Annotated in this window: 21 protein-coding genes; 11 read left to right on the top strand and 10 right to left on the bottom strand. The window is 69.7% G+C overall.

From position 1 onward, the window contains the following. Positions 1 to 4: 4 nt before the first annotated feature. The 4 genes from sciP to EV278_RS24590 form a co-directional block, all read right to left on the bottom strand. Positions 5 to 286: a CtrA inhibitor SciP gene (gene sciP, locus EV278_RS04885; protein ID WP_007675208.1), complete on the bottom strand. Its 282-nt coding sequence runs from the start codon at positions 284 to 286 to the stop codon at positions 5 to 7. A 169-nt stretch (positions 287 to 455) separates the two neighbouring features. Then, positions 456 to 2,153: a flagellar hook protein FlgE gene (gene flgE, locus EV278_RS04880; RefSeq protein WP_132087350.1), complete on the bottom strand. Its 1,698-nt coding sequence runs from the start codon at positions 2,151 to 2,153 to the stop codon at positions 456 to 458. 137 nt (positions 2,154 to 2,290) lie between these two features. Continuing rightward, entirely contained in the window at positions 2,291 to 2,971 is a 681-nt protein-coding gene (locus EV278_RS04875) for a flagellar hook assembly protein FlgD (protein WP_132087347.1), read from the bottom strand. An 11-nt stretch (positions 2,972 to 2,982) separates the two neighbouring features. After that, a complete protein-coding gene (locus tag EV278_RS24590; RefSeq protein WP_132087344.1) occupies positions 2,983 to 4,668 on the bottom strand; it encodes a flagellar hook-length control protein FliK in 1,686 nt (561 codons plus the stop codon). Between the two features lie 403 nt (positions 4,669 to 5,071). Between EV278_RS24590 and flgK the strand changes: the two genes are divergently transcribed. From flgK to EV278_RS24585, 4 genes are all read left to right on the top strand, one after another. After that, positions 5,072 to 7,186, top strand: a complete 2,115-nt coding sequence (flgK, locus tag EV278_RS04865) for a flagellar hook-associated protein FlgK (protein WP_132087341.1) — start codon at positions 5,072 to 5,074, stop codon at positions 7,184 to 7,186. 9 nt (positions 7,187 to 7,195) lie between these two features. After that, entirely contained in the window at positions 7,196 to 8,119 is a 924-nt protein-coding gene (locus EV278_RS04860; protein WP_132087338.1) for a flagellin, read from the top strand. A 66-nt stretch (positions 8,120 to 8,185) separates the two neighbouring features. Continuing rightward, complete coding sequence (mnmA, locus tag EV278_RS04855) at positions 8,186 to 9,394, top strand: tRNA 2-thiouridine(34) synthase MnmA (RefSeq protein ID WP_132087336.1); 1,209 nt, start codon at positions 8,186 to 8,188, stop codon at positions 9,392 to 9,394. Positions 9,395 to 9,702: 308 nt separating this feature from the next. Further along, on the top strand, positions 9,703 to 9,834 hold the full coding sequence (locus tag EV278_RS24585; protein ID WP_279389366.1) for a hypothetical protein: 132 nt from the start codon (positions 9,703 to 9,705) through the stop codon (positions 9,832 to 9,834). 1 nt (position 9,835) lies between these two features. Here EV278_RS24585 and EV278_RS04850 read toward each other — a convergent pair whose 3' ends face one another. From EV278_RS04850 to EV278_RS04840, 3 genes are all read right to left on the bottom strand, one after another. Then, the gene (locus EV278_RS04850; RefSeq protein WP_132087333.1) at positions 9,836 to 10,372 is read right to left on the bottom strand and encodes a sugar transferase; all 537 of its coding nucleotides are present in this window, start codon (positions 10,370 to 10,372) and stop codon (positions 9,836 to 9,838) included. Positions 10,373 to 10,501: 129 nt separating this feature from the next. Continuing rightward, positions 10,502 to 10,714 (bottom strand): hypothetical protein, encoded by a 213-nt coding sequence (locus EV278_RS04845; RefSeq protein ID WP_132087330.1) that lies wholly within the window; start codon positions 10,712 to 10,714, stop codon positions 10,502 to 10,504. Next, entirely contained in the window at positions 10,711 to 11,214 is a 504-nt protein-coding gene (locus tag EV278_RS04840) for a helix-turn-helix domain-containing protein (protein WP_132087327.1), read from the bottom strand. Before EV278_RS04840 ends, EV278_RS04845 begins: the two co-directional genes overlap by 4 nt. A 221-nt stretch (positions 11,215 to 11,435) precedes the next feature. On the opposite strand from EV278_RS04840, the gene EV278_RS04835 reads away from it, so the two are divergent. Beyond that, a complete protein-coding gene (locus EV278_RS04835) occupies positions 11,436 to 12,623 on the top strand; it encodes an acetyl-CoA C-acyltransferase (protein WP_132087324.1) in 1,188 nt (395 codons plus the stop codon). Positions 12,624 to 12,629: 6 nt separating this feature from the next. On the opposite strand, the gene EV278_RS04830 is transcribed toward EV278_RS04835, so the two are convergent. Beyond that, entirely contained in the window at positions 12,630 to 13,229 is a 600-nt protein-coding gene (locus tag EV278_RS04830; RefSeq protein WP_132087321.1) for a DUF3617 family protein, read from the bottom strand. An 80-nt stretch (positions 13,230 to 13,309) separates the two neighbouring features. Between EV278_RS04830 and EV278_RS04825 the strand changes: the two genes are divergently transcribed. Next, positions 13,310 to 13,579, top strand: coding sequence for a GNAT family N-acetyltransferase (locus EV278_RS04825; RefSeq protein ID WP_056761260.1), 270 nt, complete (start codon positions 13,310 to 13,312; stop codon positions 13,577 to 13,579). A 29-nt stretch (positions 13,580 to 13,608) separates the two neighbouring features. Here EV278_RS04825 and EV278_RS04820 read toward each other — a convergent pair whose 3' ends face one another. Continuing rightward, a complete protein-coding gene (locus tag EV278_RS04820; RefSeq protein WP_132087318.1) occupies positions 13,609 to 14,652 on the bottom strand; it encodes a hypothetical protein in 1,044 nt (347 codons plus the stop codon). Positions 14,653 to 14,997: 345 nt separating this feature from the next. Between EV278_RS04820 and EV278_RS04815 the strand changes: the two genes are divergently transcribed. The 4 genes from EV278_RS04815 (at position 14,998) to EV278_RS04800 (ending at position 21,482) form a co-directional block, all read left to right on the top strand. Further along, on the top strand, positions 14,998 to 16,491 hold the full coding sequence (locus EV278_RS04815) for an AlkA N-terminal domain-containing protein (RefSeq protein ID WP_165916527.1): 1,494 nt from the start codon (positions 14,998 to 15,000) through the stop codon (positions 16,489 to 16,491). Continuing rightward, complete coding sequence (locus EV278_RS04810) at positions 16,481 to 16,996, top strand: methylated-DNA--[protein]-cysteine S-methyltransferase (RefSeq protein ID WP_132087312.1); 516 nt, start codon at positions 16,481 to 16,483, stop codon at positions 16,994 to 16,996. The genes EV278_RS04815 and EV278_RS04810 overlap by 11 nt, the downstream gene beginning before the upstream one ends. A gap of 90 nt (positions 16,997 to 17,086) precedes the next feature. Further along, a complete protein-coding gene (locus EV278_RS04805) occupies positions 17,087 to 18,850 on the top strand; it encodes a chloride channel protein (RefSeq protein ID WP_132087309.1) in 1,764 nt (587 codons plus the stop codon). 313 nt (positions 18,851 to 19,163) lie between these two features. Beyond that, on the top strand, positions 19,164 to 21,482 hold the full coding sequence (locus tag EV278_RS04800; protein ID WP_132087306.1) for an acyl-CoA dehydrogenase: 2,319 nt from the start codon (positions 19,164 to 19,166) through the stop codon (positions 21,480 to 21,482). A gap of 178 nt (positions 21,483 to 21,660) precedes the next feature. Here the strand turns inward: EV278_RS04800 and EV278_RS04795 are convergent, their stop codons facing one another. Next, positions 21,661 to 22,896 (bottom strand): SGNH/GDSL hydrolase family protein, encoded by a 1,236-nt coding sequence (locus EV278_RS04795; RefSeq protein ID WP_132087303.1) that lies wholly within the window; start codon positions 22,894 to 22,896, stop codon positions 21,661 to 21,663. A 122-nt stretch (positions 22,897 to 23,018) separates the two neighbouring features. On the opposite strand from EV278_RS04795, the gene EV278_RS04790 reads away from it, so the two are divergent. Next, positions 23,019 to 25,742 carry a Tat pathway signal sequence domain protein gene (locus EV278_RS04790; RefSeq protein WP_132087300.1) on the top strand — a complete coding sequence of 908 codons (2,724 nt, stop codon included), beginning with the start codon at positions 23,019 to 23,021 and terminating at the stop codon, positions 25,740 to 25,742. Positions 25,743 to 25,777: the final 35 nt, after the last annotated feature.

Below are 25,777 nucleotides of genomic sequence, written 5' to 3'. Positions count from 1 at the left end.
CCGACTAGCGGTACTGCTGAAGCCGCGTGGTCCGCAGACCCGCCAGGCCGTGACGGTCGATCGACTGTTGCCAGGCGAGGAACTCCTCGTTGGTCAACTTGTACCGATCGCACGCCTCGTCGAGCGAGAGGAGACCACCGCGGACGGCGGCCACCACCTCGGCCTTGCGCCGGATCACCCAACGCTGGGTTTCCGGAGGCGGCAAGTCGGAGAGAGTCAGCGGCGCGCCGGTCGGACCGATCACGTACTTCTCACCCCGGCTGTTCGTGCGCTGCTGCTGCAACATGGCTTTACGCCTTTCCCACAACCATCACTGTTGGAGAGGAATATACGCGCCGGGAAATAACAGGCGCTTAATTCCAATAGTAAAGAAAGACTGAAACACTAGGCTTTCTCCCCACTCCCGTGATGTATCAATGTGACACAGGACAATTAAGGTCAGTTAAGACCTGTAATTACCGTTTAATGCTCAGAAGCTCTTCTAGCATCTGGTCGGCGGTGGTGATGATCTTCGACGAAGCCGAATAGGCTCTCTGCGTCGTGATCAACCCGGTGAACTCCGTCGACAAGTCGACCGTCGAAGCTTCCAGCGTGGACGGAGCAATCACGCCTGCGCCCCCCTGCCCCGGAGTCTTCAGGCTATAGGTGCCGCTTTCGTTGGTGACGCGATATGCATTTCCGTTCACGCCCTTCAATCCGTTGGGGTTCGAGAACGTGGCGATCGCAACCTGTGCGATGCGGCGGGTCACGCCGTTGTCGAAGATCGCCGAGACATAGCCCTGGTCGTCGACCTCGATGTTGGTCAGGTTGCCGAAGGCCGTGCCATTGGTGTTGACCGACTGGACCACCGACTGGCTGTTGTACTGGGTCAGGCCGCCGGCGGCGCTGGCCAGGTCGATCTGGATGTCCTGGGCGTCGATGCCCAGACCGTCGGCCCAGCGCGGGGGCGTCACCGCCGGCGGGGCCAGGTTGGCCACGGTCGGGTCCGACGCGCCGATGTTGATCGCGGTCGGGGTCACGCCGCCGAACAGGTTGCCGACCGAGTTCAGCTTGCCGTCGGTGGTGAAGGTGATCTTGCCCGAGCTGATCAGGCCGTTGGTGTTGTTGTCCAGGTCGCCGGGCTTGGCGCGCAGTTCGGCGAACCATTCGTTGGGGCCGGGGCCCTTCAGCAGCGACAGGGTGACGGTGCGCTGGCCGCCCTTGGAGTCGGAGACCGGAATCTGGATCTCGAAGTCCGGCTTGACGCCCGTGGTCGGGTCCTCGGCGTAGTCCGACATCGAGCGGGTCGCCGGGTCGTAGGCGCCGCTGGCGATGGCGTCGGCCTTGGTGTTCACGCCCAGCTGGGTCTGGGTCAGGGTCACGGCGGGCGGGCCGGCGGCGATCTGAACGTTCGGCGCCGTGCCCGGCAGGGTCGTCGCCAGCAGGTTGCCGGTGGTCGGGTCATAGGTGTTGACGCCGGTGGCGACCGTCACGCCGGCCTGGCGGATCTCGACGGCGTATTCGTTGCCGTTGCCCGTCGGGCTGTAATAGACTGAGTAGTTGTTGGTCGCGCCGCTGCTGTCGACCAGGCCCGTCTTGGTCGACACGGCGTTGGCCGCGGCCGCGACGGCCTGTTCCGAGCGCAGGTTGGCGTTGACGCCGACCCGGGTGGTCTTCTCGGCGGTGCCGCCGACCGTGCCCACGTTGATCGAGGACAGTTGGGTCAGGTCCGACGGGTCGGGCGTGATGGCGCCGGTCACCGGGTCGGCCAGCCAGCCCTGCAGATAGAGGCCCGCGTCGTTGCGCAGGTAGCCCAGGTTGTCCAGCTGGAACGAGCCGGCGCGGGTGAACGAGCGGGTGTCGGTGGCGGTCAGGCCTTCCGGCTTCTCGGTGCCGACGAAGAAGCCCGATCCGGCGATCGACAGGTCCAGGTTCGAGGTCGTGGCCTGGGTCAGGCCCTGCTGGCTGATGAACTGGTGGGTCTGGGCCTTGACGCCGCCGGCGCTGTAGGTGGCGTTCTTGCTCTGGGCGGTGACCAGGGTCGAGAAGTTGGCCGAGCTGCGCTTGTAGCCGACCGTGTTGACGTTGGCGATGTTGTCCGAGATCGCGGCCAGGGCCGACGAGTTGGAGATCAGGCCGGAAACCCCGGCGAGCATGGCGCTGTTGATGCTCATGACTGTGATCCTGCGATGAAGTTCAAAAACGGATGGGTTTGAGGTTCAGCGCGGTTTGCGTTTGGGTCCCGAAGTCCGGCGGAGCCGGGGAGACCGCGACGGCGTCGTTCTGACACCCGTTCATCGGATGACGACCGTTACGTGGTCGTGGGGTTGGTGACGCCGATCACGGAGTCGAGCGGGACCTTGGTGTCGCCGATCCAGACCATGTTGACGCCGCTTTCGTTGGTGACCTTGGTGACGACGCCGTCGACGCGTCCCTTGGCCGAGGTGGTGATGTTGGCCCCTTCGGAGTCCGTGGCGGTCACCTTGATGGTGTATTCGCCGCCGTCGGGCTGCTTGGTTCCGTCGGCGCTCTTGCCGTCCCACTTGAAGGTGTGGTCGCCGCTGGACATGTCGTCGGGCAGCACCGTGGCGATGGTCTTGCCGAACTTGTCGATGACCTCGACCTTGACGCCGGTGGCCGACCGGCTCTGGGTGTAGCTCCAGGTCGCCTCGCCGTTCTTGAGCACCGACTTGTCGGTCTCGGCGGTGACCTGCTTGCCCATCAGGTTGACGCCCTCGCTGATGCCGCCGCTGGTGTTCATCCCGACCAGGGCCGTCAGCAGGTCGTTGGTGACCAGTTGCTGCTCGACGCCGGTCATCTGGGTGATCTGGCTGGTCATCTGGGTCGTGTCGGTGGGCGACAGCGGATCCTGGTTCTTCAGCTGGGTGGTCAGCAGCTTCAGGAACGTCTGCTCGTTATTGGCGAGCGAGTTCCGCGAGTTGTTGATCTTGTCGGTGGTGGCGTTGCCGGTGCTGCTGGTGGCCGTGACCATGGCGGGCTCTCCTAGATTCTGACGTCGACGCCGCTGCTGTCGGCGACGCGGAGGCCGGGCAGCAGGGCGGACGGGGACAGGGTGGGGATTTCCTCGCCCAGCGCCGATCGGAAGGCGCGGCCTTGGAAAGCCTGACGGCCGTTCTCGCCGTCCTGGAAATTGAAGAAGGCGTTCTGGCTCTGGCCGCCCTGGTTCTGGCTGGAGCTGTCGAAGCTCAGGGCGTTGTCGGCGACATTGAAGCCCGCGGCGGCCAGGGCCTGGCGCAGTTCGCCCGACTTGCCCCGCATGTCGGCGGCGGCGGCCGGGTTGTCGAAGTTCAGGGCGGCGGTCAGCTTGCCGTCCTTGGCGATCTCGATGCGCACGTCGACGCGGCCCAGGCCTTCCGGCTGTAGTACGACATCGAAGCGGCTGGTCTTGCCGACCACCGCCTTGCTGGCGATCTCGGTCGTCAGGTGGCTGACGGTCTCGGGACCGGCCTTGGGCAGCTGGGCGGCGACGACCGGGGCCGGGGCCGCCGCCGTGCCTGGCGCGACGAAGGTTTGGGTCGGAGCAGCAGTGTCGGCGGCAACCGCGACCGGCGCGGCGTCCTTCAGAAGCGAGCTCTTGTCGCCGGCCTGGTCCTGGCCGCCCTCGCCCATCGCGCCTTCGCCCGTCGTCGCGGCGTGGGCCGGCGCGGCGACCTGGCCATGAGCCGGCTCGGCAGCGTCCGCCACGGCGGCGACAGCGGTCGCCGTGGTGGGGGCGGTGGTCTTCGGTTCGGCGGCCTCGACCACCTTGGCGGTCACCGAGGCGACTTCTGGCGCAGCGGCCTGGGCGGCGGCGGCCGGAACCAGAGCGGGTTCGGCGGGATCGACCGTCGGCGCGGCGGCGGCCTCAGCGGCCGGACCGGCCGGGGTCGCGATGGCCGGGGCCGCGTCAGCCTTGGCGGCGGGAGCGGCCGGGCCGGTCTTGGACCTGGCGGCGACCGCCGCGACCGCGGCGAGTTCGGCGGCCGAGGCCGCCGGCGTCTGCGACAGGTCGAGGGCCGGAGCGGACTCGGCGGCGTCGGTCGCCAGGGCGGCGGCGGGAAGCGCCTGGACCTGTGCATCTTGGGCGATGGCTGGCGCCGGAGCGATCTCGGCCGTGACGTTCTGGAGCGGCTGGGCCACCGAAGAGGCCTGGGCGGTCGTGACGGCGTCCGCCACGGGCTTGGGGATCTCGGCCGGCGGCGCTTGCATGGCGGCGATCAGGGCCGCCGCGGCCTGGGCAGCGGCGGCGGCGTCGGCCTGGCCGGCGGCGGCGGTGTCGGCGGTCACGGGCGCATCGGCGACGGCCTGGTCCTTGCTGTCGGTCTTGCCTTCGGCGGGGCTGGCGTCCGGGGCTCTGTCGGCCGCCTGGGCGACGGCGGCCTTGGCCGGCGCCTTCCCATCGGAGACCTTGTCGGCGGCGCCGGCGACTTGGTCGGCCTTGGCGTCGGTGGCGCGGTCGGCGGCCTTGGCGCTGGAGACCTTGCCGTCCTGCGCCCGGTCGGCGCTCTTATCGGCGTCGCGGGCGTCTCGTGTGGAGGCCTTGTCGCTGGTCGCCTTGTCATTGGAGGCGCTGGCGCTCGCGGCCTGGGCCAGCAGCGCGCCGAAGCCTTCGGCCGCGTCCTTGTCATAGCCGCCGGCGGGCGCCGGAGCAGAAGGCAGGACGGAAGCGGGAGCGGCGATCGCGGTCATGCGTCGGTCAGGTCCACGGAGGATGGCGGCCCGAAGAGGACACGCCTTGATCCGGACATCCCTGAGCAACCGCCGGGCCAACTCGAAGACCAACAACAAGATATTGTTTTTATTGATGTTAATCTTGCATTTACACCTCCAGATAGGCCGACCACGGCGCTTTTTGCCGGGCTGAGCAGGACGGAAAGGGCCAGGCTTGCCGCGTCGTCTCGCCCCATCCCCGGTTGGCGCCGTCCTTGCGCATGGATTTCTGTCGCTCGCTCGACGTCAGGAACGGATCGCCATGAATTTCAATGGCTTGCACATCGCTGAAGGGGTCGAACCCCGCAACGCCCGGCAGTTTTCGCCGGGCAAGGTCGCGTCGCGCCGTTCGTGGTTTGCCGAGCAGGCCGGAGAATAGACCATGTCGTTGAACACCATCTTGAACGTGGCGACTTCGGGGATGATGGCGGCCCAGACGGGCCTGCGCGTCACCTCCGACAACGTCGCCAACATCAACACCGCCGGCTATGTCCGCAAGACGATCGCCCAGTCCAACCTGGTGTCGAACGGCATGGGCGTGGGCGTCAACATCGACGCCATCAAGCGGGCCACCGACAAGTTCATGGCCGCCGCCAGCCTGAACGGCGCCTCCGACGCGGGCCGCACGGGCGCGATCGCCACGGCGATGGACAACGCCCAGAAGCTGTTCGGCGACCCCAGCACCACGACCAATTTCTTCGCCACCCTGGACGACGTCTACGCCGCCTTCTCCATGGCGGCCGACGACCCGTCCTCGACCCTGCTGCGCAGCAGCGCCATCACCAAGGTCGAGGACTTCCTGGGCGAGAGCAAGCGCATCACCTCCTCGCTGTCCAGCCAGATCAAGGACACCGACAACCGCATCGGCGCCGACGTCGACCGCGTCAACGACCTGCTCAAGCAGATCGACGCGCTGAACGTCGACATCACCCGCGCCAAGATGGCGGGCGCCGACGGCACCGGCTCCGAGAACGTCCAGAGCGGACTGATCAACGAGCTGTCGACCTACATGAACATCCAGGTCAGCGACCGCTCCAACGGCGGGGTCATGGTCCGCTCGGCCGAGGGCGTCACCCTGGCGGGCAACGGCCCGGCCACCGTCACCTACAACCAGTCGGGCGCCGCCAACGGCTATCTGACCGTGGTCACCGCCAACAGCGGCGGCCAGGTCATGCCGCTGACCGTCAGCAACGGCGAGCTCCAGGGCCTGCTTGAGCTGCGCAACAAGGAACTGCCCAACCTCTCCGACCAGCTGGGCGAGTTCGTCAGCCGGGCCGCCGAGGAGCTGAACCGCGCCTCCAACGCCGCCAGCTCGGTGCCGGCGCCCAACAGCATGACCGGCAAGGACACCGGCCTGGACGCCAACACGGCCTTCGCCAACTTCACCGGCAAGACGACCATCGCCATCACCAACGCCGCCGGCGCCATCGTCCAGCGCGTGGATGTCGACTTCAGCGCCGGGACCATGACCGTCAACGGCGCCGCCGGCCCCGCCTTCACCAACACCAATTTCCTGACCCAGCTGAACACCGCCCTGGGCGGCACGGCCACGGCGGCCTTCGCCAACGGCCAGCTGAGCCTGAACACCGCGACCGCCACCAACGGCATTGCGATCGTCGACGACGCCACCACGCCCTCGACCAAGGCCGGCAAGGGCTTTTCCCAGTTCTTCGGCCTCAACGACATCGTCCGCTCCGATGGCTACTCGCCCTACGAGACCGGCATGGTCGCCAGCGACCCCAGCGGCTTTACGCCCGGCCAGACCATCTCCCTGCGCCTGACCGACAGCGAAGGCGGCCGCATCCGCGACATCCAGGTGACCATCCCGACGGGGACGGGCACGATGCAGGAAACCATCGACGCCCTGAACTCCCGCAATTCGGGCGTGGGCCTCTACGGCGCCTTCACCCTGGGCTCGAAGGGCGAGCTGACCTTCACCTCCAACACCGCCACCCCGGTCAACCTGTCGGTGGTCGAAGACACCACCCAGCGCGGCGTCGGCGGCCCGTCGCTGAGCCAGCTGTTCGGCGTCGGCATGAGCGAGCGCAGCACGCGCGGGGGCCTTTTCAAGGTGGACCCGGCCATGGACGCCAACCCGTCCAAGCTGCCGTTCGCCAAGCTGGACCTGACCGTGGCGGCCGGCGTCCCGGCGCTGGCGACCGGCGACGGCCGCGGCGCCCTGGCCCTGGCCAAGGCCGGCGACGTCACCGCCAGTTTCGCCAGCGCCGGCGACACCGCCGGTTCGAGCAAGACCGTGCTGAGCTACGGCGCGGACTTCAGCGGCTCGATCGCCCGCAAGGCCGCGGCGGCCACCAGCCGCAAGGAAGCGGCCGACTCCGTCAAGACCGAGGTCGACGCCCAGCGCCAGTCGCAGGAAGGCGTCAATCTCGACGAGGAACTGGTCAACCTGACCACCTACCAGCAGGCGTTCAACGCCTCCGCCCGCCTGATCCAGGCGACGAAGGACATGTTCGATGTCCTCACCGGCATTCTTTGAGGTTAAGCCATGACCCGCGTCTCCACCTCCGGCAACTTCGGCGTGATGACCAGCAACCTGATGCGTGCGCAGGTGCTGCAGAACGTCGCTGGCGAACAGGTTTCCAGCCAGAAGAACGCCAACGACCTGAAGGGCTACGCCAAGAACGCCGAGGTCCTGACGGCCATGAAGACCGCCCAGGCCAAGGTCGCCGGCTTCCGCGACCAGACGACCCTGGTCGCCAACCGGCTGGACGTCCAGGACATCGGCATCGGCCAGGTCGCCGACGCCACCCAGGACGCCCGCGACGCCATCGCCAACGCCATCGCCGCCGGCAGCGCCGAGACCCTGATGCAGCAGCTGAACGGCGCGTTCGGCGACGTGGTCCAGGGCCTCAACAGCAAGTTCAACGGCCGCTACGTGTTCGCCGGCGCCAAGTCGGACGTCCAGCCGACCACGGCCACCAGCATGGCCGACCTGACCGCGGCGGCCAGCACGGCATCGCTGTTCCAGAACGACCAGTACATCACCAGCAACCGCATCGACGACACCACCTCGGTCGACACCGGCCAGCTGGCCGACCAGCTGGGCACGGGCGTCTACAACGCCTTCAAGCAGGTCCAGGCCTATGTCGACGCCAACGGTCCCTTCACCGGCAAGCTGACCCAGGCCCAGAGCAACTTCCTGGGCGGCCTGCTGCCGACTTTCGACGCGGTGAAGACCAACCTGACCACCGCCCAGGCCCAGAACGGCCTGAACCAGAAGCGCTTCGAGACCGCCCAGACCGAGCTGTCGGACCAGGCCGACACCCTGAGCACCATGGTCGGCGGCATCACCGAGGTCGACATGGCCGAGGCGATCACTCGCCTGGAGTCGGCCAAGCTGGCCGTCCAGGCCTCGGCCCAGGTGTTCTCGAGCTTGCAGAACTCGTCGCTGCTGAACGTGCTGAGGTAGGGGGGAGCGACGAACGCTTCGGTCCGCAACGCCCCAAACCTCGCAAAAACGGCCGCAACTCGCTATATGGCCGCGATGGACGCCGACACCGCTCTCTTCGCCCCGGCCACCGCCCTCGACCGCGCCGTCGAGCAGGCGCGCGCGGCTGTCGGCCTGCCCGTCGGGACCCGGATCGTCGCGGCGATGTCGGGCGGGGTCGATTCCACCGTCACCGCCGCCCTGCTGGCCAAGGCCGGCTACGACGTGGTGGGGGTCACCCTGCAGCTCTACGATCACGGCGCCGCGATCGCCAAGAAGGGCGCCTGCTGCGCGGGCCAGGACATCCTGGACGCCCGCATGGCGGCCGAGCGGATCGGCATTCCGCACTATGTCCTCGACTACGAAAGCCGCTTCAAGGAACAGGTGATCGAGGACTTCGCCGACGCCTATCTGCGCGGCGAGACGCCGATCCCCTGCGTGCGCTGCAACCAGACCGTCAAGTTCCGCGATCTGCTGGACGTGGCCCGCGACCTGGGCGCCGAGGCCATGGCGACCGGGCACTATGTGCAGCGCGCGATGAGCCCGAGCGGCGGCAACCGCCCGCAGCTGCGCCGCGCCGCCGACCCGGCCAAGGACCAGAGCTATTTCCTGTTCGCCACCACGGCCGAGCAGCTGGACTTCCTGCGCTTCCCGCTGGGCGGCATGGACAAGCCGACCGTGCGCCAGGTGGCCGCCGAGCTGGGCCTGGCCATCGCCGACAAGCCCGACAGCCAGGACATCTGCTTCGTGCCCGAGGGCAAGTACACCACGGTGATCGACCGGATCCGGCCGCAAGGCGCCCTGCCCGGCGACATGGTGCACATGGACGGCCGCGTGCTGGGCCGCCACGAGGGCGTCACCCGCTACACCATCGGCCAGCGCCGGGGCCTGAACATCGCCGTCGGCGATCCGCTGTTCGTCGTGAAGATCGACGCCGACAAGCGCCAGGTGATCGTCGGCCCGCGCGAGGCGCTGCTGGCCCGGGCCCTGTCGCTGAAGGAAGGCAACTGGCTGGGCGTCGAGGACAGCCTGGAAACGGCCGCCGCGGCGGGCGCGCCGGTTCTGGCCCGCGTGCGCTCGACCCGCGAGCCCGTCCCCGGCCGCCTGGCCCTGGTCGACGGCGAACCTCGCCTGGTGTTCGACGTCCTGGAAGAAGGCGTCGCCCCCGGCCAGGCCTGCGTGCTGTACGATCCCGCCGATCCGGAACGGGTCCTGGGCGGCGGCTTCATCGCGACGACCGAGCGGGCGGCGATCTAGGGAATCGGCGGCGGCGCCGACCGCCTCCCCGCGGCCGCTGCGCTCCGCCGAAGAGCGACACACGCCTGGCGCGTTCCGCGCCGCTCAACATCTTAAAGACGGTAAATTCGAACTTCGCACGCGGTTATTTGACATCATTGATAAAAACATCCGCCCATCGGAGGACGCAGAGCAAAATAATCGTCGCTCAGGGCCAGAAATCCCGCAATGAGCGAGTGACATGCGAAACTTTTGTGGCATGCATACGTATCTACTGTACGCCCGGGTCAATTTTTTGACGCGGATGTAGAATTCGGAGCTTTGGGACAATGACGACCGCCACCTACACTTACAAGCACCGCCAAGAACGCCACGTCTCGCTGACCCGGCTGAGCGTGATCCTGGCCAATCTTGGTATGTGGACCGGCTTGATCGTCGGCCTGGCGATCCTCGCCCGCTGACCTAATCGACGCCCTGTTCCTCGCGGAACAATCCCTGGACCGCATAGAGGGCCGCTACCCTCAGATCCGCCAGCACCGTCCATCGGGCGACGTAGTCCAGTTCAGCGGTCCATGACGGCTCTCCCTCCGCGCCGCGCGGCCAGATCATGCCCGGCCGCGCCTCGAGGCGCCGCTCGTAGTCCGGCCGCCCCTTGCGCAGATGGGCGTCCTGGCCCGGCGATTGCGGCCTGGGTCCGATCAGCGACATGTCGCCGTCGATGACGTTGACGGCTGACGGCAGGTCGCCCAGCCCCGCCCGCCAGAGCACCTGATCGAACAGGCTTTCGTGCTGCGTCGGCCGATACAGGCGCCAGCGCCCGAAGGTGCGGCCGTGCAGCCCGAGGGTCTCCTCGCGCATGAAGATCGGACCGCGCCGACTGCAGCGGATCCCGATGAGCATCACCAATCCAACGGGTAGGAAGAACAGCAGGACAAAGATCGCGCCCAGCACATCCAATGTCCGCTTGCTCACGCTTCTGGCGGGGCCGGCCACGCCCATTCGCCCCGTCGCTTCCACCAACACCAACCCCACTGAACCCTGGGCGCCCCCGCCCGAGCGCGACGCGCTTGAGGGCTCAAAACGCAAAGTTTGGGTCGGGGTTCCGACTTAGCCGTCAAAACCTGTGGATCAAACCACCTCGTCGAAGCTCAGCCCGATCCTGAACAGGCAGTAGCCCGTCTCGTCGACCAGCCTCGCCACGTCGGGATTGGTGTCGGCGCGCTCACGCACACGGGTGAAGCACCAGTCTTCCGGATCGGCGCCAACCGGAAACCCCGCCCCGTCCGCCGTCACCAGCCGATAGGTCGGCTTGGCGCGATGGACGTGGAAGCGAAAGCTCACTCGGCGGCGATCCTGGTCGCGGCCTCCAGCGCCTCGCCGACCGTCAGGGCCTGCTCCTGGTGCACCACACGACCCAGGTCGCGCCCGTCGACGATCTCGCCGCAGGCCTCGCAGGCCAGCTTGGGATGGAAGTCGCAGCCGCAGGTCTTGTGGATGAAGTGCACCGGCCCCTTGCCCAGGCCATAGACGTGCTGGTCGCCCCACTCGGCCATGGTCAGCAGCACCGGCGACAGGGCCCGCCCCTTTGGCGTCAGGACATATTCCTGGCGCGGGGGGCGTTCCGAATAGCGGCGCGGCTCCAGCACGCCGTTGGCCACCAGGCTCTTGAGGCGGGCGGCCAGGACATTGCGCGCCACGCCCAGCCGCTCCTGCCACTGCTCGAACCGCTTCACGCCCTGGAAGGCGTCGCGCAGGATCAGCAGGGTCCACGGATCGCCGACGACCTCGAGGGTGGCGGCGATGGCGCAGCGTTCATTGGTGTAGTCGGCGGTGCGGCCCATCACGTGAAGGTGAAGCCTTACGCGAGGGAATGCAAGGGTTGCTTTTGCAGACCCACGATAGTAGGTTTTCAATAGCAATTGACTCTCTCGGTTGCGCACTGCGAGGCGGCGGCGGGGGTCTCCGGATTTCCCCTGCCGCCCGCCTTTTGCCCGAAAGACTTGCGCCGGAGACACCGCAGGGGGTTTATTCCGCCGAAAATTCCCCAGGGTGGAGCTCAGGCATGTCCAACGCCGATCCGATCGTCATCGTCTCGTTCGCCCGCACGCCGATGGGCGGATTCCAGGGGGCGCTGGCCGGAGCCAAGGCCACAGAACTGGGCGCGGCGGCGGTCAAGGCCGCGATCGAGCGGGCGGGCGTTTCGGGCGACCAGGTCGAGCAGATCTTCATGGGCTGCGTCCTGCCCGCCGGCCTCGGCCAGGCCCCGGCCCGCCAGGCCGCCGTGGGCGCGGGCCTGCCCAAGTCGGTCGAGGCCACCACCGTCAACAAGATGTGCGGAAGCGGCATGCAGGCGGCGATCATGGCTCATGACGCCCTGGCGGCCGGCAGCGCCGAGATCATCGTCGCCGGCGGCATGGAGAGCATGACCAACGCACCCTACCTCCTGACCAAGCACCGCTCGGGCGCGCGCATCGGCCATGACCAGATGCTGGACGCCATGTACCTGGACGGACTGGAAGACGCCTACACCCCCGGCAAGCTGATGGGCGCCTTCGCCGAGGACAGCGCCGCGACCTACCAGTTCAGCCGCGAGGCCATGGACGACTACGCGGTCAAGGGCCTGGCCAAGGCGCAGCAGGCGGTGACCTCCGGCGCCTTCGCCGCCGAGATCGCCCCGGTGACCGTCACCACCCGCAAGGGCGTCGAGACCGTCAGCCAGGACGAGCAGCCGCTGAAGGCCGACCCCGCCCGGATCCCGACCCTGCGTCCAGCCTTCGCTCGCGACGGCGGGATCACGGCGGCCAACTCGTCCTCGATCAGCGACGGCGCGGCCGCCCTGGTCATGACCCGGCAGAGCGTGGCCCAGCGCCTGGGCCTGCCGATCGTCGCCCGGGTCGTCGCCCACGCGGCCCACGCTCACGAGCCGGCCCTGTTCACCACCGCCCCGGTTCCCGCCATGAAGAAGGCGCTGAACAAGGCCGGCTGGACGGTCGCCGATGTCGATCTGTTCGAGGTCAACGAGGCCTTCGCCGTGGTCGCCATGATCGCCCAGCAGGAGCTGGGCATCCCGGACGACAAGCTGAACGTCAACGGCGGCGCCTGCGCCTTGGGGCACCCAATCGGCGCGTCGGGCGCGCGCATCCTGTGCACCCTGATCGCCGCCCTTCAGGCACGGGGCGGCAAGAAGGGCCTGGCGTCCCTGTGCATCGGCGGCGGCGAGGCCACGGCGATGGCGGTGGAGCTGGTTTAAGGCGCCCTACCCGCCGGACACCGCCTTGGTCAGCAGGTTGATCCGCCGGCCGCCGGGCATCTCGACGTCGCCGCCGCTCCAGCCGGCCGGGCAGGCGCCCGACCATTCGGCGGTCATCGACATCTTGTGCTCGCCGTTCATCGCCGGCTGGGCCGCGCCCGTCGTGGTGCTGGCGACCTCCATCACGTAGCGGGTGTCGAAATCGCCCGCGACGTGGATGGTGCTGTCGGTCTTGCCGGCCGGGCCCATGTCGCAGGCCGATACGACCGTCCAGCTTCCGTCCGCGCCGCGCGTCATCGACTTGCGCTGGCAACGCTTGTCGTCGCCCTGGCTGTCCAGCCCCATCTTCTCGTCGCTGGTCGCGTCGACGCAGAAGCGAAAGCTGCGCGTAAAGCCCTGGGCCTGCAGGGTCATCGTCTGGGTCCACAGACCCGGCTTGCGCTTGGGCCAGCCCGTCGGCGCGGGCGTCGCGGCGGCCGGAGCCGTGGTCGCCGCCTTCGGCCCCTCCGCTGCCCCGCTCCCGGACGCCTGGGTCGCCGATTTCTGGCCGCAGGCGGCCGCAGCCGCCAGGGTTCCGAACGCCACAAACACCAAGAGAGTTCGCATCGCCCACCTCGCTCGCGCGTTAGCCCCCAAAGTCCATTAACGCGCCTGGCGCGGCGCGCCGTCCAGCCCATATGCGAGTCATGACCGACGCCTTCAGCCACAACCCCGCCAAGAGCCGCTACGAACTCGAGGTCGATGGGCGCATCGCCTTCGCCGACTACCAGCGCAGCGGCCATCGCCTGGTGATCCCCCACGTCGAGGCCGACCCCGCCCTGCGCGGCACGGGCGCGGCCGGCCGCCTGATGCGACAGGTGGCGCAGACCGCTCGCAGCGAGGGTATGAAGATCGTGCCGCTCTGCAGCTACGCCTCGGCCTGGTTGCGGCGGAACGATCCGGAGATGATCGCCTAGACCGCCATCGCGAGTGACGCTTTGGCGCCCTAGTTCCCGTCCGGAACCGGCGACATCGCCGCCACCGCCTGACCGGCCACCGGGATCAGGAACCCGGGGACCGGACGCGGCGCCGGGGCGGCGGTCGGCGGCGGCGGCGCGCTGCCCCCGCCCGCGGCGTCGTTGACGCACTGGGCGGTGTCGATCAGGGCGTGCTGGCCCAGGCAGAAGACGTCCTCGTAGTGCGGACCGGCCACGGCCAGGCACTGGTAGAGGTTCAGTTTGGCCATCTTCATGCAGTAGCCGCTTTTCTGCTCGTGCATGACCACGTCCAGCTTGGCGGCGTCGGCGTCGCCGGCCGCGCCCAGCACGGCCAGGGCCGCCAGGGCGGCGGCCCGGACGGTGACCGGGGTGAAGGCCGCGCCGCCCTCGCCGCCGAAACCCGAGCCTTCGCGCGGCGCGGTCGCGGCCTGGATCAGCCGGCCCGCGTCATCGTCGCCGGGGGTGAAGAAGGCGGCCGACATCGCCTTGATCCTGGCCAGGCGACCGGCGTTGTCGGCGATCGGGCCCTTGGACCATTCCTGGCGCTGGACGTCGTAGGCGGCCTGCTTGACCGCCCGGCCGGTGACGCCCAGCGGCGCGCCGCGTTTGAGCAGCGCGGCCTGCGCCCGGCTGGCCGCGGCCCCGACGCCGGCGATCTCGATGACGCTTTCGGGATTGGCTTCCAGCCGCTCGACCAGCGCCTCCGGCGACGTCTCGCGGGCCGCCTGGCGCACGCCGTCGATGAAGGCCTCCTCCTGCAGGGCGGCGATGGCGCCATAGGCGATCATGCCGGCGTCCAGCTGCTCGGGCTGGTAGGCCGCGCCCTTGGCCAGGGCCTCGGCGACGCCGCCGCCGCTCTCGAACCCCGCCGAGATGGCGCCAGCCCCGCGCGTATAGGTCTCGAAAGCGCTGGCCGCGGCGACCACGTCGCGGGCCAGGCTGACGCCGGGCGCGCCGCGCTCCTGGCGGGCGACGGCCCCTCCCGCAAGGGCGCCGGACACGGCGACGGCGGCGATCAGCGCGCTGGTCGCCCAGAGAACAGGATATTTCATGGTGATGGCCCCAGACCAGATTTGAGGCCTATTGGGCGACCATCTCGGTTGACCACTTTCTAATGTTCATGGCGAATTGAGCATTAACGTCCGCGTATTGGACTGTTTTGACTGTGCATTTTGTCGCATGGCAGCTTTGCTACAGGCGACGTGTCGGGTTTACATCTTTAGTCCGACAAGTGTCGACCGCACGACATTTGCCATGTGATGAATATAATTCGCGTGGCGATTGTAGATATACATGCGACTCCTAGCCCGCCGGAGTCCAGCACGGCGGGAGATACCTCTGACGACAGAGTCCGAAAACCGCGAGACGTCGCCTCGTCGGCGTCTATGATCCGGCGCATGGACCTTGATCCCGACGCCTGTTACCGCGCCATCCAGACCCGCGACGCCCGCTTCGACGGCCGGCTGTTCGTGGCCGTCAGGACCACGGGCATCTACTGCCGGCCGGTATGCCCGGCTCGCACGCCCAAGCGCGAGAACGTCACCTTCCACGCCACCGCCGCCTCGGCCCAAGAGGCCGGCTACCGCGCCTGCCTGCGCTGCCGGCCCGAGACCTCGCCGCAGCTGGGGGCTTGGAACGGGGCCTCCAACACCGTCAGCCGCGCCCTGGCCCTGATCGAGGCCGGCGCGCTGGACGAGGGGGACGTGGAAACCCTGGCCGGGCGCGTCGGAGTCGGCGGGCGGCAGCTGCGGAGGCTGTTCCTGCAGCACCTGGGCGCGACGCCGGTGGGCGTGGCCCAGACCCGGCGGGTGCTGCTGGCCAAGCAGCTGATCCACGAGACCGACCTGCCGATGGCCGAGGTGGCCCTGGCCGCCGGCTTCGGCAGCGTGCGGCGCTTCAACGAGACCTTCCAGCAGCTCTACGACCGCCCGCCGGCCGCCTTGCGCCGCAGGAAGACCCTTCCCGCCCCGGCCGGCGAAGCCATTTCCCTGACCTTGCGCTATCGTCCGCCCTATGACTGGGAGGGCATGCTGGCCTTCCTGGCCATGCGGGCGATCCCGGGCGTCGAGGTCGTCGAGAGCGGCGTCTACCGCCGGGTCATCGCCCTGGACGGCGCGGCCGGCACGATCGCCGTGGCGCCGATCGGCGGCGACCGGCTGAGCGTGGCGGTGCGGTTCCCCAAGCCCTCGGCCCTGCCCCGCATCCTGGCCCGGGTGCGCGGGGTGTTCGACCTGTCGGCCGATCCGGTCGGCATCGGCGAGGTGCTGTCGCGCGACCCGGACCTGGCCCGGATGGTGGCCCTGCGCCCCGGCCTGCGGGTGCCCGGCGCCTGGGACGGGTTCGAGCTGGCGGTGCGGGCGATCCTGGGCCAGCAGATCACCGTCGTTCAGGCCCGCAAGCTGGCCGGCGACCTGACCGCCGCGCATGGCGAGCCGCTGGCCGAACCCTGGGCCGAACCGGGCCTGACCCACGCCTTCCCGTCGGCCGACCGTCTGGCCGCCGTCGACCTGTCCGGCCTGAAGATGCCCGGCGCGCGCATCCGCTGCCTGTCGGCCATGGCCGAAGCGATCGCCGCCGCCCCGAACCTGCTGTCGCCGACCGCCAGCCTGACCGAGATGGTCGCTCGCCTGCGCGCCCTGCCCGGCATCGGCGAATGGACGGCCCAGTACATCGCCATGCGCCAGCTGCGCGAGCCCGACGCCTTCCCGGCCGCCGACGTCGCCCTGATGCGCGCCCTGGCCGACGCCGAGGGCGTTCGCCCGACGCCGGACCAGCTGCTGGCCAGGGCCGAGGCCTGGCGGCCGTGGCGCGCCTACGCCGCCCTGCACCTGTGGGCCTCGCTGGGCGACGAGGGCGCGCCGCCGGTGCGGAAGGTGAAGCGTGCGGCCTGAGGCCCTAACGCTGGAGGTGCTGGCCACACCGATCGGCGAGATCGACGTGGTCGCCGACGCGCGCGGGCGGCTGCGCGTGCTGGAGTTCCACGACCAGCCCCAGCGCCTGGAGCGCGCCTTGCGCCTGCACCACCGGGGCCAGCCCGTGGAGGCCGGCGTCGCGCCGGTCGCCGTACGCGACGGATTGACCGCCTATTTCGCCGGCGACCTGGCGGCGCTGCGGACCGTGCCCTGGACGATCGGCGGTACGGCCTTCCAGCAGCAGGTGTGGACCGCCCTGACCGAGATCCCGCTCGGCGCGACGACCAGCTACGCCCGTCTGGCCGAACAGGTCGGACGTCCCGCCGCGGTGCGCGCGGTCGGGGCGGCCAACGGCGCCAATCCGATCGCCATCGTCGTGCCGTGCCACCGGGTGATCGGAACCGGCGGCGCCCTGACCGGCTACGGCGGCGGGGTGGAGCGCAAGCGGTGGCTGCTGGCGCATGAAGGCGGCCGCGCGCTTTGACGGGAACAGGTCCATGGACCTGTCCCCCGCTTTGCCAGTCCCCCGCGATCCCCGTAAGATGACCGCGCCGCCCTTCGCGACCGGAGCCTCATGCAGCTGTCCCTCCCGACCACCACCTCCGTGCGCTGGCTGGGCTGGCTGCGGCGGCGGATCCGGTCCAGCGAGCTGTGGCTGATCGCGGTGGCCACCCTGATCGGGGCCGGCGCCGGGGCCCTGGCGGTGCTGCAGGCCAAGCTGGCGCACGGCCTGCAGGTGGTGCTGTTCGCGATCAATATCGACGAGCGGCTCAGCGCCCAGAGCGTGGTCGCCCCCTGGCGGACCCTGGCCATCCCGCTGGGCGGGCTGGTGCTGGGCGTCGCCACCTGGGTCTGGCTGAAATACCGCCCCAAGCCGGCCATCGACCCGGTCGAGGCCAACGCCCTGCATGGCGGGCACCTGTCGGTCCGGGACAGCGCCTTCATCTGCGGCCAGACCCTGCTGTCGAACGGGGTCGGGGCCTCGGTCGGGCTGGAAGCCGCCTACGCCCAGGCCGGGGCGGCCATCGCCTCGTTCGCCGGCCAGCGGCTGAACCTGCGGCGGGCCGACATGCGCACCCTGGTCGGGGCCGGGGCCGGGGCGGCCATCGCCGCGGCCTTCGGCGCGCCCCTGACCGGGGCCTTCTACGCGTTCGAGATCGTCATCGGCGCCTATACCGTCGCCAACCTGGCCCCGGTGGCCGCCGCCGCCCTGGCCGCGGTGCTGGTGGCGGGGCGGATGGGCGGCCTGCCCTATCTGCTGAAGACCTCGACCCCGGCCGTGCAGTCGTGGTTCGACTACGGCCTCTACGCCCTGCTGGGCGTGGTCTGCGCCTTCGCCGGCATCGCCCTCATGCGGCTGGTGGCCTCGGCCGAGGGCCTGGTCGGAAAGTCCAGGCTGCCCAAGACCTTCCGCCCGATGGTCGGCGGCGTGGCCCTGGCGGCCCTGGCGATGATCACGCCTCAGACCCTGTCGGCCGGCCATGGCGCGGTGCACGTCAACCTGACCGCCGACCTGGGCCTGAGGATGCTGCTGATCCTGCTGGCCATGAAGGCCCTGGCGAGCGTGGTGTCGCTGAGCTTCGGCTTCCGGGGCGGGCTGTTCTTCGCCTCGCTGTTCCTGGGCGTGCTGGTGGGCCAGATCTTCGCGGCCCTGACCGTGTTCGTCCCCTGGCTGCCGTCGCTGGACCCGACGGTGGCGGCCCTGGTCGGCCTGGGGGCGTTCGGCGTGGCGGTGGTCGGCGGGCCCTTCACCATGTCGTTCCTGGTGCTGGAGGCGACCGGCGACTTCACCGTGGCGGCCGCCGCCCTGGTGGCCTCGCTGATCGCCAGCGCCATCGTGCGCGAGACGTTCGGCTATTCGTTCTCGACCTGGCGGCTGCACCTGCGCGGCGAGACCATCCGCAGCGCCCACGACGTCAGCTGGATGCGCCCCCTGACCGCCGGGCGGATGATGCGCAAGGACGCCAAGACCATCCCCGCCGACGCGACTCTGGCCGAGTTCCGCCGCCGCTATCCGCTGGGCTCGACCAAGCGGGTGGTCGCCCTGGACGCCACGGGCCGCTACGCCGGCATCGTCCGCACGGCCCTGGCCTACGCCCATCCCGACGAGAGCGAGCAGGTGGTCGCCTCGCTGGTCCAGTACGCCGACACGGCCCTGACCGCCGACCAGTCGATCAAGGAGGTCATGCGCGCCTTCGACCACACCCAGGCCGACGAACTGGCGGTGATCGACGCCAACCGCGAGGTGATCGGCATCCTCTCCGAAGCCTACGCGACGCGGCGCTACGCCGAGGAACTCGACAAGGCGCGGCGCGAGCTGACGGGGGAAGCGGGGTAGGCGGCGATCTGGATGTCGGAATCGGAGACTGGCTCGAAAGGCCGTTCACGACCCTAGTTGGATTTTTCGAGCGCCATGCGTCCTTCGAGGCGCGCTCAAGAGCGCGCACCTCAGGATGAGGAATCTAGTACAAAACGCCTCATCCTGAAGCGCCCGCGCAGCGGGCCTCGAAGGACGCAAGGCCTGTCCGAAACCCACTCCCCCAACAGAAGATCGATCCGGCCGCGTTCGGCACGACGAAACCTCTGGCCTCGCCGCCGCATCCCCAGCCCGCGCCCCGCGTTAGACGTCCATCGGTAACCGAGGCGGCGTCATGACCAGCACCTTCGACTTTCGCCGGGACCTGATCACCCGGCCGATCCTCTCGTGGGCGCGTGGCGTGATGCCCGCCCTGTCCCAGACCGAGCGCGAGGCGATCGACGCCGGCGACACCTGGTGGGACACGGCGCTGTTCAGCGGTGATCCGGACTGGAACGCCCTGCTGGCCTTCCCCGCGCCGAAGCTGCGCTCCGACGAGCAGGCCTTTCTCGACGGACCGGTGAACACCCTGTGCGCCTTGCTCGACGACTGGAGCATGACCTGGGAGACCCGCGACCTGCCGCCGGAGGCGTGGGCCTATCTGAAGAGCCAGAGGTTCTTCGGGATGATCATCCCGAGAGACTACGGCGGCCTGGGCTTTTCCGCGTTCGGCCATGCCGAGATCGTGCGCAAGATCGCCACCCGCTCGGTGTCGGCAGCGGTGACGGCCATGGTGCCCAACAGTCTGGGACCGGGCGAGCTGATCTTGAAATTCGGGACCCAGGCCCAGCGCGACCACTGGCTGCCGCGCCTGGCCGACGGGCGCGAGGTGCCCGCCTTCGGCCTGACCAGCCCGGAGGCGGGTTCGGACGCAGGCGCCATGGTCGACGAGGGCGTGGTCTGCCGCGGGACCTGGAAGGGCCAGGAGACGCTGGGGATCCGGCTGAACTGGCACAAGCGCTACATCACCCTGGGACCCGTCTGCACGGTGCTGGGCCTGGCCTTCAAGCTGCGCGATCCCGACCGCCTGCTGGGCGAGGTCGAGGACATCGGCATCACCTGCGCCCTGGTCCCGACCGACACGGCCGGAGTCGAGATCGGCCGCCGCCACCTGCCCGCCTTCCAGACGTTCCAGAACGGTCCCAACTGGGGCAAGGACGTCTTCATCCCGATGGAGCTGGTGATCGGCGGCGCCGAGCGCGTCGGCCAGGGCTGGAAGATGCTGATGACCGCCCTGGCGGCCGGGCGCGGGATCTCGCTGCCGGCCCTGTCGGGCGCGGCGGCGTCGTTCAGCGCCCTGACGACCGGGGCCTACGCCCGCGTGCGCAGCCAGTTCAACGTGCCGATCGGCAAGTTCGAAGGCGTGCAGGAACGCCTGGCCCGCATCGCCGGTAACGCCTACTTGCTGGACGCCGGCCGCCGCCTGACCTGCACGGGCCTGGACCTGGGCCACCACCCGTCGGTGATCTCGGCCTTGCTGAAATCGGGCGCCACCGAGCGCATGCGGGTGGTGGTCAACGACGCCATGGACGTGCACGGCGGCAAGGCGGTGATCGAGGGGCCGCGCAACTATATGGGCTCGCAGTACCGGGCCATCCCGGTGGGGATCACCGTCGAGGGCGCCAACATCCTGACCCGCAGCCTGATGGTGTTCGGCCAGGGGGCGATCCGGGCCCATCCGTTCCTGCTGCAGGAGATCGTGGCGATCGGCGAAGAAGACCGGGCCAAGGGCCTGGCCGCGTTCGACGACGTGTTCTGGCGGCATGTGGCCCACGCCCTACGCATCGGCCTGAAAGCCTGGAGCCTCGGCTGGACCGGCGGAGCCTTCGCGCCGGCGCCGGACGCCGGACGCGCCAGTCGCTTCTATCGTCAGATGAGCCGCTACAGCGCCGCCTTCGCCCTGACCTCCGACATCGCCCTGCTGACCCTGGGCGGGGCCCTGAAGCGCAAGGAGATGCTGTCGGGCCGGCTGGGCGACATCCTGGCCGAGCTCTATTTCCTGTCGGGCGCCCTGAAGCGATGGGAGGACGAGGGCCGCCAGGACGCCGACTTTCCGCTGCTGCAATGGTGCATGGACACCGGCTTCGCGACGATCGAGCAGCGTTTCGACGAGGTGTTCTCCAACCTGCCGAACCTATTGGCCGGCTGGCTGTTGCGGGCGGCGATCCTGCCGCTGGGACCACGTCGCCGGGGCCCATCGGACCGCGTGACGACGGCCTGCGCCGAGCTCCTGCTGCATCCCTCGGCCACCCGCGACCGGCTGATCGAGAACGTCTATGTCGGCGGCAAGGACGAGGCGGTGGGCCAGTTGATCGACGCCTTCGAGCGCGTGGTCGCCACCCAGCCGATCCACGACCGCCTGCGCGCCCAGAAGATCCGCCACTGGAGGGAAGGGGTCGAGCAGGGTTGGGTGAGCGCCGACGAGATCGCCGCGCTGGAGGCTGCCGACAAGGCCGTGGCGGCGGTGATCGCGGTCGACGACTTCGGACATGATGAGTTGGCGGCGCGAAGCGTGGCGCGGGATCGGCCGTCGCAACCGGTCTGGACCGAAGGCGGGGCGCGGCGACCAGGGCTGGATGCAGAGGAGCGTACATTCAGCGGAGTGGGGCTTTAGCCCTGGACCCCTTCAACGTTCCCCTGTCGGAACGCCGCTGATCCTCCAGGTTCGACCTGCGATTGTCTGCTTAATAACGTGAATGGAGATTCCGCGGACACGGCGGCTGAAGGCCAGCGCCGTCAGCGTGACGGTGGGTAGGCGACGGCCGGGGGACATGTCCCCGGCTCCATCCCGATCAGTCCAGCGCCTTGATAGGCACCGCCTCGCCCATCGCCTTGTAGCCCGCTGGCGAGGGATGCAGCTGGTCGCCGGAATCATAGGCCGGCAGCAGCCGCTCGGGGTGGGCGGGGTCGCGGGTCACCTTGTCGAAGTCGACCACCGCATCGAACACGCCCGAGTCGCGGATCCAGGCGTTAACCGCCTGGCGGTCGGCGTCGGCGTCCGCGTCGGAGCGGTAGACCTTGGTCCCGCCGCACGGGAGGATGGTCGCGCCTACCACCCGGATGCCGCGCTCATGGGCCCGGGTCACGATCTGGCGGTAGGCGGCGATCAGGCCGGTCACCACCTGGGTCCGCTTTTCCGGTGTCACCTCGCCCTCGCGCGACAGGCCGCCGATGTCGTTGACGCCGATCAGCACGATCATGGCCTTCACCCCCGGCTGGGCCAGCACGTCGCGATCCAGGCGCGCCAGGGCTGCCTGGCCGCTGCCGTCCTTGAGCAGCTTGTTGCCGCCGATGCCGACGTTCAGCACCGAGACGCCCTTCGTCCGCGGGTCGGCCTGCAACCGCGCGGCCAGCACGTCGGGCCAGCGCTCGTAGACATCGACGCCGGCGCCCGAGCCGTCGGTGATCGAGTCGCCCAGGGTCACGACCGCCATGCCCTTGCCGGCGGGCCGCTCGACGTCGACGCCGGCCAGCTGGGCCCACTGGGTGAAGGTCGCGGCGTCCGTCAGTTCCGGCGCGGCCAACTGGTCGCCGGCCACGATGAAGGCCGTGGTTCGCGCCGAGCGGTGCACGCTGGCCTGGCGGGGAACTTCGGGCAGCCGCAGGCTGACGGCCAGCCGCGCCAGACCCTCGACCGGCAGGTTCACCGGGTCCGACAGCCACGTCGCGCCTGGCGGAATGGTCACCCCGGCCTGACCGTCGAAGCTCACCGCCCGGTCAGTGTCCGCCACAATCGTCGAGCCGCCGGGGGCGCCAGCAAGCGCCACCCGGGCGCCGTCGATCCGCAGCGGGGCGGTCCCGAAGGTGTTGGCCAGCCGCAGCCTCAGGCGCGAACCGCCGGCGCCCAGCCTCACCACCTGGCGGATCGTGACCTCGCCCTGCGGCGCGGGCAGGTTGGCCGCGTCGGTCGAGACCAGGGCCGTGGCCCACGAGCCGGTCCAAGTCGGCGGTGAGGTGGCGGCCGCCGCCGGCCAGGCCAACCCTACGCACAGCGCCAGCCCCAAAAGCCGCGTTCCGATCCGCCGCATCGCACCCTCCCAAAGATCTCACAAAATGGATTGACGTCACAGAATATGGAATTAGCGTCACTGGCAAGATCGCGCTGATCCGGCCTGCGGCGCCGAAGGCGGCGCGCAGGAGGAAGCGCGCCATGAACTCCCCCACCCGACGCGAGGTGCTGGCCCAGACGGCCCTGGCCGGCGCCATGGCCGGCCTGGCTGGCCCCGCGCTAGCCGCTGGCCCCGCTCGGGCCGCCTCCGCCAAGCCGTTGCCGCCGACCCGGGCGGTGTGGATCGACGGCGCGCCTCCGCCCCTGAACGCCGGCCAGACCTGGGGCGTACCCTGGCCGCAGGGGACCTATCCCCGCAAGCAGGCCTTCCGCGCCAAGGCGGCGGACGGATCGGCCGTGGCCCTGCAGACCTGGCCGATCGCCTACTGGCCGGACGGCTCGCTGAAATGGACGGCCCACGCGGTCGGGGCGGGCGAACTGGGCGCGGGCCTGACGATCGAACCGGGCAAGCCGGGTCCCGACGCCCCCGGCGTCCGCGTCAGCGAAAGCCCAGCCGCCATCGAGGTCTCGACGGGCCCGGCCACCTGGCGTTTCCCCCGCGACGGCTCGGCCCTGATCGCCTCGGCGACACGGGGCGGCCGCGAGGTGCTGCGCAACGTGCGCCTGGTGCTGCAGACCCAGGACGCGCCCGAGATCGATACCGCCCCGGTGGGTCGCAAGACCTTCGAGAGCGCGCTGGACAAGGTGGTGGTCGAGCAGTCGGGGCCCGTCCGCGCGGTGATCCGCGTCGAGGGGCGGCACAGGGGCGGAGACCGCGCCTGGGCCCCGTTCATCGTCCGCTTCTACGCCTATGCCGGCGCGGACTCGCTGCGGATGATGCACACCTTCATCTTCGACGGCGATGCGGCCAGGGACTTCATCTGCGGCCTGGGCGTCACCGCCGACGTGCCGATGACGGACGAGCTCTACGACCGCCATGTGCGGTTCACGGGCCAGGACGGCGGCCCAAATACAGGATTGTGGGCCGAGGCGGTCAAGCCGCTGACCGGCCTGCGCCGCGACCCGGGCGCGGCGTTCCGCGACGCCCAGATCGCCGGTCGCAAGGCGCCGCCCGCCGACCAGATGGCCGCGCCCGTCCGCTCGGCCCTGCACCTGATCCCGGCCTGGGGCGACTTCCTGCTGTCGCAGCCCACGGCCGACGGCTTCACGATCCGCAAGCGCACCGCGCCCGGCCACGCCTGGATCCGGTCGGACAGCGGCCAGCGGGCCAGCGGCGTGGCCTATGTCGGCGGCGCCAGCGGCGGAGCGGCGATCGGGCTGGGCAATTTCTGGCGGGCGCCGCCCACCGCCCTCGAAATCCGCGGCGCCGCCGGCGAGACCGCCCAGTTGACCGCCTGGCTATGGTCGCCCGACGCCTCGGTAATGGACACGCGGTTCTATCACGACGGCCTGGGCATGGAGACCCACGCCCAGGAAACCCAGGGCCTCAACATCACCTACGAGGACTATGAAAAGGGCTGGGGCACGCCCACCGGGATCGCCCGCACCACCGAGCTGCGGCTGTGGGCCCTGGACACGACCCCGGCCCGCGACGCCTTCCCGAAGATGGCCCAGCTGAACGACAAGCCGCCGCGGCTGATGGCTGCGCCCGAGCGGATCCACGCCGCCGGCGTGCTGGGCGCCTGGAGCCTGCCCGACCGCAGCACACCGCAGAAGGCCAGGATCGAGGACCGGCAGGACCAGTTGCTGAACTTCTACCTCGCCCAGATCGAGCAGCGGCGCTGGTACGGCTTCTGGGACTATGGCGACGTCATGCACAGCTACGACGTCGACCGCCACGTCTGGCGCTACGACATCGGCGGCTTCGCCTGGGATAATTCAGAGCTGTCGACCGACCTGTGGCTGTGGCTGAGCTACCTGCGCGGCGGCCGGGCCGACGTGTTCCGGATGGCCGAGGCCATGACCCGCCACACCGGCGAGGTCGACGTCTATCACCTCGGCCCCTATCGCGGCCTGGGCACCCGGCACGGCGTGCAGCACTGGGGCGACAGCTCCAAGCAACCCCGGGTCAGCAACGCCATCTATCGCCGTATCTACTACTACCTGACCGCCGACGAGCGGGTGGGCGACCTGATGCGTGACCTGGTCGACGGCGACGAGGCCCTGACCCGGGTCAATATCGGCCGCAAGCTGGAGGACGGCGCCTGGCCCAAGGGCGAGATCCGCGCCTCGTTCGGCACGGACTGGAGTTCGCTGTGCGGCGCCTGGTTCACCGAGTGGGAGCGGACGGGCGACACCCGCTGGCGCGACCGGATCACAGCCGGCATGAAGACCATCGCCGCCCTGCAGAAGCAGTGGTTCGCGGGGGCCGCCACCTACGACGTCAAGACCGGAACGTTCTCCGGCGCGGGCGACAAGATGGCGGTCGGTCACCTGAACGCCGCGTTCGGGGCCCCCGAGATCCACGTCGAGATGCTGGCCCTGATCCGCGAGCCCGCCTACGACAAGGCCTGGCTGGACTATTGCCGCTGGTACAACGCCTCGCGCGAGGACCAGGTCGCCCAGTTCGGCAAGCCGCTGGGCCCCAACGGCCTGCGCCAGGGCCACTCGCGCCTGACCGCCTACGCCGCCTCGCGCCTGGGCGACAAGGCCCTGGCCGAGCGGGCCTGGACCGAGTTCTTCGGCCGCGGCGCGGTCGAGGACCTGAACCTGTCGACCGCCACCAAACATTTCACGGGCCCCGACGTGCTCAACCCCATCGACGAGGCGCCCGGGGTCACCACCAACGGCACGGCGCAATGGGGCTTGGCGGCGATCATGAACCTGGCGCTGGTGTCGGAGGCGCTGCCCGCAAGCGGAAGCTGACCAGAGCCGGGGACATGCCCTTGCGGCGTGTCCCC

This window comes from Caulobacter sp. BK020, from assembly GCF_004342605.1.
Classification (GTDB): Bacteria; Pseudomonadota; Alphaproteobacteria; order Caulobacterales; family Caulobacteraceae; genus Caulobacter.
The sequence above is the reverse complement of the archived record's forward strand: the minus strand, read 5'-3'. Positions and strand labels throughout refer to the sequence as shown.